Here is a 7,273-nt window from a genome sequence, read left to right as displayed (position 1 = left end):
GACGTCGCACCGGTGATCGTCAGTATCGCCGTCGTCGCTCCGCTGTACGGCGCTCCATTCGAGATATTCGTATAGCCAGAGCCTTGATCTACTTGCCATTGGTAGCCGGTGGCATTCGACGCCATCACGAGGAAGAACACGTTTCCACCGGCGGCAATCGTTGCGCTGCCCGGTTGGCCGATGATCACCGGGGGCGGGTCAACGGCCTCAGTGATCGTCACGTTAATCGTTGCCACGTTCGAATCCAAGCTGCCGTCGTTCGCGACAAACGTGAAGCTGTCGCTGCCTGTCGCATTCGGGTTTGGCGTGTACGTATAAGCGCCCGTTGCGGCGTTCGTGATTACGGCCACTCCTTTAGTCGGTACGCTTGCAATCCGGTAAGTCAATGGATCGTTCTCCACATCCGTCGCTTGCAGCACACCGTTGTTCGAACCATTTGCTTGTACACTCAAGCTGCCGCTCACTGCCATCGGCGCATCGTTTACCCCGCTAACTTGCACCGTCACCGTTGCAGGAGGGGAATCCTCCCATCCGTCGTTCACTTTAAACGTGAACCAATCGCTGCCGTACATATTCGGGTTCGGTGTATATGTAAAAGCGCCTGTCAAGGCATTCGTAATGGTGACAGCTCCATACATCGGTGGACTGACAATGCTGTATGTCAACGGATCGGCATCATCGTCATGTGCGAGCAAAGTTCCTGACTTAGACATATCTTCGTTCGTATTCACTGACATAACCTCTGCAACAGGAGCCGTATTCGAAGTGTAGGTTAGAACCAGTTTGGACTGCTTTCCTATAAACTCCATTTCGGAAGAGCCACCGTTAGCGATGGTTGAATTTCCTTCCAGTAGGAAAGTGATTTTTCCGTCACCGTTAAGTTCCTGAAGCACAATTGGAAGAATAGCGGAAGAAACGTCAAATTCAAATATAGTCGGACTATTCGATTTCGGTATATCATTCTCCCGATAGATTGTCGTCCATGGCTTCGCCGGCAGACTAGAGGACCAGAAGTCGTTCGACGTATACTTTAAATCGACAAATAGCTCATCCGGCATCTCATAGATAGAATTTACATCCAGTTTCAATGTCGCGCCTGTGATCTTTTTTCCAGCCACACTGCTTAGATCGAATTTTAAAGCCGTGATGTCTTGCCCGACCTCGGGAGTATAACCAACGTAGTAGTATCCAGTAGTGATATCTCCATTCGTCGAGAACGGGTCCACAGCATTGCTGTATCCGGCTAACTCCGGCGGGATCGAGATCGTAATATCTCCATTCGCTTGTACGGACTCCGGAGGCACTCCCCAATACGCTGCATTTATTGTAATGAATAAAACCATGACCATTGTGAGCTTACGAAACAAAACTTTTCCCTCCTATTGGTATAATTGAAATTTATTATACGATTTATATTTACTTACCTTATGGTTAATATCGTAACGCCCCATAGATTTCGTTGCCATATCGACGAATTAGCCATTGCCGAGAGCTCCATATTCCCTTCCACGATACTCTCTCATAAGTCTTCCAATCTTTCTTAATGCATAATATACGTATCCCGCCTAACATAATGATCCCGTAGAATAATCATTGCATGTCAATGAAAAAGACCTGAGCGGTGCTAGACGTCAGGCCGTGGAGAAGACACATGCTTTCGGAGTTCTAATCGGGGACTCACTCGTCATCCATAGCGATAATAAAATGAATTTCGTCTGATATGCCAGATGTTATGGCTCGGAAGCTATTGGCCGGTGAGAAGAGGGGATGTGGCACCGGAGGTGTATAACGACAGAGAATTGACGTTTCAAGAAGCTTACTGATTCCTTAATTGAAGAAATCATTAAATGACGATAAAGCGCAACGTCGCATCCACTCTAAAAATAGACACTCTTTATTATACAGAGCGACTTTGCTAGCGAATAGTGACTGTTGTAACGAGTTTGTCATATGACAAAAATAATATGTAACGGTCCAGTTCTCCCCATACCGGGACGTAAAGATATGCTTCACGCCGACAGCGACGAAGCCGCCCGGGCCCCACTCCAAATTCTGAATCGTTCCTTTGAGATTAAAGATGTGCTCAGCGGCTTGCCAAAGATGGTACCTACATTCTGGGCGTATCACTGCACTTTTGCCGCCTTTTTCACAACTGTGAATCATCTGCAAACTCTTGCTCAAATATGCCTGCTGGCTTTTCAATTGTCGAAGACATCATCTTCAATGTCGTTTGTTTGAAACAGACTCAGGTAAAGCAAGCATAAAAAATGCTCTCCTCACGGTAGACAGGCGAAATCATAAAACCGGTCTCCGTAAGGGGAGCATCTCTTCTTAAACTACTGATGTAACGTATGCGAAATCCAATTCAAAAGCTGTTATCGCTTCAATCCGCTCTTTCCAACAACGTCTCTGTTGTGAGCGTAAAGCCCTCGATGACGGCATCTTCGTCAACCTCAATCATAATGCAGCGTTTACCCTGAAAGCTCACCTGTTTAATGTACCTTAAATCCTGTGGACTGATGGTAATCGTCGCTACCTTGGTATCGATCTTGATCGATTTGGACGTGAATTTCGGGATCACGCTGCTGGCCTTCATTTCATAGTTCTTATCGTCCACGATGGTCTCAAACGCACGTTCCACAGCTTCCTTCGTTACATTGTCTACGCCGCTTGCGGTCAGCACGCGCTCCACATCGGTATAATCCAGCTTCGCGGGTTCTTCCTCATCCTGGTGGGATTCAATCACATGATGAATCTCCTCGTACACGTGTGCGATCGTGGCTGAATCCAGCTGTTCACCCGCCACTTCCTTCACGATGTCTTCAAAGATTCCCCGCTCTTCCATGGCCGTCACAGACCGCTGCGCATTCAAAACATCAGAGATGAACCGCTCATTCGGATCATTCGATTTCCCCGTACAATAGAGCACACGGTTCACGTCGGAATAATTGTCCGTCACGCTGGGATAAAAGAATCCTTGCTCCGGTGTGTTGAGCTTGATGATCGGATCTACAATGATATTGTACTTATACTCTTTCTCCACATAGTCGAACAAAAGCGCCTTCCGCTGCTTTTCCGTAGAGTTCACGCTGCATAGAATGAACGGGTGTCCGAACACTTCGTCATTCCCCGTCTCTTCAGCTTCATCATTCCTCGCCTTGGTCGGCCGGTAGTATTGCCCGCGCACGAACGTAATGACCGTATCCCGTTCATACATCGTGTCCGCCATCATTTTGTCCACGAGCAGCAGCATCAGATCCTGCCACTCCTCCGGATCCCCCGTCTGCAGAGCTTGGTGAAGCAGCACCCGCGAAGGGTCTTTCAGATCTTCCGCTTCCTCCTGAAACCTCAGCTCGAACAGCTTATGATCCAATTCGCCGAGCAGCAGCTTTTTGAAATTGCCCATGTACAGCTCCTGCTTCTCCCGGTCTACGAGCTCAAAGGGACTCCGCTCCCAATGATAAATTTCGTTCGTTTCCTTCATAATGTACACGTTCAAAATATCGTAAAGATTCATCAAATGATTATCCAGCTTAAACTGCTTGCGTATGTGCGCGACTTCTTTCTTGTTCATGGTTCGTTAGACAACTCCTAGAAAGTAAATTGGCTTTATTAGTATAAACGAAATAAAAAACCCTCGCTATATAAATTGAACTAAAGAAAGAGTAGGCAATTCGCCTGTATTCCGTATGGAATCAAGGTGAAACTTTAGTTCATTTATAATAGAAGGGTTTCTTATTCTCAACATGTACTGCGCCGCAGCTCATAAAAGTACTGCACAATGGGATGCTTTAACTTCATCTTCTCGGACATGTTTAAAATTCGCTTTTTGCCAACTCGTCTGTCCACCAAAGCCAGAATATTCAATAAAATATCATCGCTCTCGATGCTTTCTTCGATAGAAGTCGATAAAAACTTATTCGCTGTGGCGACAAAATTAGATTTGCTTAATGAAGCCTGAGCCGACAAAAGCTCCTTGGCATGTTCTGTTATTTTTCTGTTTCTTGCAATGACTTTTAGACGATCCTCCGGAACGGTCCCCTTGGTATTCTTTCTGGCCGTTTCCATTTCTTCATTGCTGACCGGAATTTGGATATCTGGGTCATTCTTAATTTCCAGCTCCGCCCCATACCACTTGATTGAACTCGTTCGATCATTCATCCGGAGTACGTCCTTTTTATCTACCGAAATATAACAAAGCCCTGCTTTATCAGGTAAATAACGATACCCCGTTGCACGGTATTCAACCCTTCCATCCAGCGCAGGACAGAGAAAACTCTCCAGTTGCTGCTTCAATTTACTCCAGGACATGGTTCCTCCTATATTCTCCAACCCTGCCTATCCGCATTTACGGCTGTCAGGCTATCTTTTTTGATAAAAATATCTCGTTTCGTTGCGCCTCCTAATCAGTATGAATAGCCCCCTGCCAAAAAACAACCCATTTTGCGTGTAAATGACGGAAGAATGGATCAAGATACAACATACAGAAGTGTACGAATTTATTATTCATTCTCCTCGACTGTCAACCTCCAGTCATTACATCGAATGATAGTCCCAATAGGGTATTCAAAATCACACTCACTCATAAACGAAAAGCCGAGCTTGCGGCAAATGGCGTTAGAAGCGGGATTATTGATTTTAGGAAAGGCGTGAATGAACTTATGTTTCTTTTCAGAATTGATAGAAGCTATGGCCAACTCTGTTGCTTTCGTCGCGATCCCTCCACCTTGATAGTCCGGTAAAACACTCCAGCCTACCTCATATATAGATTCCCCCTGCCATATTTGATCCCAATATCCCACACTGCCAACAACTTCAAGATGTGGAAGCAGGAGAATCTTAAACATTCGTCCTATTCCTTTTTGGGCGATTTCATGGTAGCGCTTATGACGAGCAAGGATTTTTTCCTCAGTTTCTGGACCTCCAAAGTGCACTGTCATCTCTGGCGAATTTAATTGGCGAAGCAAACCCAAATCCCCTTCGTCCCAAAGTTTAATTCTTACCTCTGGCGTATTCGTATGTTCGGTCATATCACTCACCCCACTGTTTTTTATTACCGGCCAAATGACGTTGATTGAGATTTTATCTACTCGGTCCAATTGTATCAGAACATACATTCTTATGCCATCGAACAATCACATGATTAAGTAAACCCATATTATTGTCGTCTTACTCCACTTGCTTCTGTCACACTTCATGATTTTCGATACATATTGCACAATCCGCTTGTTGCGATGCTATGCTCTTAAACTATCCTGCCCGTTAGTTGAGGAAAAAGGCTGGCTGGCTTTGGGGTCGGCTGCCTTCAAATGTCTTCATTGAGTTATCATTTCAATGTTAGGTTAATTGCATAAAAAAAGGGGGCGTCGCCCCCTTTGTTATACACACCTGTATGTCCCACTCTTCCGTCATTTCCACGCTCATATTCCCCATCATTAAAGCAGAGGATGCTCATGCTTCGCTTTCAAAATCGACCAACGCCGGTCCACGACGTCTTTGGAGGATTCGGGCCTCGAATTGAGCAGGAACAGAGCCACCTCCGCGTCCTTTATGCGGTACAGATCAAGCGGCGAATAGGATCGCCGCGTATCCCTCTGCCACTTCCTTAAATACCTCGCCCGCATGGCATGGCGCCCGACTGCTGGAAGTGGTTGTTCATCAAGCCGTCGCGCTTCCGTTGCGAGCGACGGACGCTTAAGCCGTCCCCAACCGGTTTGGGCGGAAGTAAACGAGGCCAGCTCCTCTTATTTACTAGCCATAAACTCATCCAGCTGACGCTGTATCTCAGCTACATATTCATCAATGCCTGCCTTCTTCAGCTTCTGGATGGCCTTTGGATATTCTTTATCGAAATCCAGAAAACCGGAACGAATCGCAGCCATGTCCTTGCCCGCGACTTCTTTCAGGGCCGTTTCGATGGATTTGACTTTCTCGTTGTTAAATCGGAAGCCGATGGAGGCAGATCGTACAGCTTGGTCATCCCAGCTCTTATATTTATCGATGGACTCTTGTGCCACATCCGGCGCGAACAATTGGTAATTTTGGTTTCTGAACATCCATTCATAGAAGAATTCGCTAGGGGTCAGCTTATTGATTCTTCCATCCACCATTTCGTAATCCTTGCCTTCAACACCATAGAGAGCAAACAGATAATTCTCCTTGGATTTATAAATCCAGTTGATGAACTTCATAGCTCCCTCAGGATTTGGAGCCTTTACAGGTATGCCTAGAACTTCACCGCCTGCGGCCGTAATATAACGTGGTTTATCCTCTGCCAACAGGTAGGTTTTTAATCTGGCATCCGGTGCATTGGCTTTAATGGCATTACTAATTTCCATTTCTTTGCCCACAGATCCTTCAACCCATAAATATAAACCCGTCTGCATGCGTGAGTCTCTTTCATTGTATTTAATCGTCAGATCCTCTGTGTATAACCCTGCCTTATACATTTCACGGTTAAATTTCGCTACTTTCTGAAATGCATCCGTTTCATAATAGCTGTATGCTTTTTTACTGTCTTCCCCGAATACGACCAAATCTTCTACGGCGATCCAATTATATTGTTCATCGGCAAAATATCGTGTTAAAGGTTTAAAGACAATATCGGCAGGCCCTTTCATTTGAGGAAACTTGGCCTTCGCTTTTGTTGCGAATTCTTTTAAATCATCGGCTGTCTTGATGTCGGACATTCCCACGGCTTCGAGAATATCCTGCCGGACGGTGACCAGCTGGTACATGGCAGAGGACGGTGCGTACGCGGATGGAATGCCATAGATCTTCCCATCGATCGTTGCACCTTGAAGCTGTTCCTTCGGCAAGACTTTCAACATATCCTGTCCATATTTCTCGATTAGATCATCCAATACCATGGCTTGTTTCTTGTTGACGATCGTAGAAAGGTCCGGGAGACCATCCCAATATAGATCAATCGGTTCATTGGCAGCCATCATAATATCTTTTTGCTCCCAATACTGGGCCCACGGCACAAATGTAACCTCTACCTTCAGGCCAAGATCGGTTGCCATCTTCTCGGCAAATTCATTTTTAAGAAACTCGTCCATCCGATCGCTTCGCTCTCCCGGGTACATAATCGTTACGGTCTCGAGCTTGGCTGCCCCCTCTTTTTTGTCGCTGCCGCTGCCGCTGCATCCTGCCATAACAGAAACGGACGCGAGCAATAACACCAACAAGATAAGCATTTTCCTTGCTTTCATGAAAGACCCTCCCTAATAAAATGGTTAATCTATGTTAAAAGCCTGTATCGGCCGGTAAC

General features: G+C 46.0%; 6 protein-coding genes and 1 pseudogene. 1 reads left to right on the top strand and 6 read right to left on the bottom strand.

Going from position 1 to position 7,273, the window contains the following annotated elements:
• Positions 1–1,367, bottom strand: a 1,367-nt coding sequence (locus GRF59_RS26375) for an Ig-like domain-containing protein (RefSeq protein WP_160500710.1), incomplete at its 3' end; no start/stop codon positions are given.
• Positions 1,368–1,950: 583 nt separating this feature from the next.
• Here GRF59_RS26375 and GRF59_RS29880 point away from each other — a divergent pair.
• Positions 1,951–2,238 carry a hypothetical protein gene (locus GRF59_RS29880; protein ID WP_237392069.1) on the top strand — a complete coding sequence of 96 codons (288 nt, stop codon included), beginning with the start codon at positions 1,951–1,953 and terminating at the stop codon, positions 2,236–2,238.
• 145 nt (positions 2,239–2,383) lie between these two features.
• On the opposite strand, the gene GRF59_RS26370 is transcribed toward GRF59_RS29880, so the two are convergent.
• The 5 genes and pseudogenes from GRF59_RS26370 to GRF59_RS26350 form a co-directional block, all read right to left on the bottom strand.
• Positions 2,384–3,574, bottom strand: coding sequence for a DUF4317 domain-containing protein (locus GRF59_RS26370; protein WP_160500709.1), 1,191 nt, complete (start codon positions 3,572–3,574; stop codon positions 2,384–2,386).
• 167 nt (positions 3,575–3,741) lie between these two features.
• The gene (locus GRF59_RS26365) at positions 3,742–4,311 is read right to left on the bottom strand and encodes an SF0329 family protein (protein WP_160500708.1); all 570 of its coding nucleotides are present in this window, start codon (positions 4,309–4,311) and stop codon (positions 3,742–3,744) included.
• 191 nt (positions 4,312–4,502) lie between these two features.
• Positions 4,503–5,030 carry a GNAT family N-acetyltransferase gene (locus GRF59_RS26360; RefSeq protein ID WP_160500707.1) on the bottom strand — a complete coding sequence of 176 codons (528 nt, stop codon included), beginning with the start codon at positions 5,028–5,030 and terminating at the stop codon, positions 4,503–4,505.
• A 450-nt stretch (positions 5,031–5,480) separates the two neighbouring features.
• A pseudogene (locus tag GRF59_RS26355) lies at positions 5,481–5,668 on the bottom strand (hypothetical protein); the annotation flags it as partial.
• 76 nt (positions 5,669–5,744) lie between these two features.
• Complete coding sequence (locus tag GRF59_RS26350; RefSeq protein WP_160500706.1) at positions 5,745–7,214, bottom strand: ABC transporter substrate-binding protein; 1,470 nt, start codon at positions 7,212–7,214, stop codon at positions 5,745–5,747.
• Positions 7,215–7,273: the final 59 nt, after the last annotated feature.

It is taken from the genome of Paenibacillus dendrobii, from assembly GCF_009807035.1.
GTDB lineage: Bacteria > Bacillota > Bacilli > Paenibacillales > Paenibacillaceae > Paenibacillus_AQ > Paenibacillus_AQ dendrobii.
Note: the sequence above shows the minus strand (reverse complement) of the source record. Positions and strands in the feature narration are given on the sequence as shown.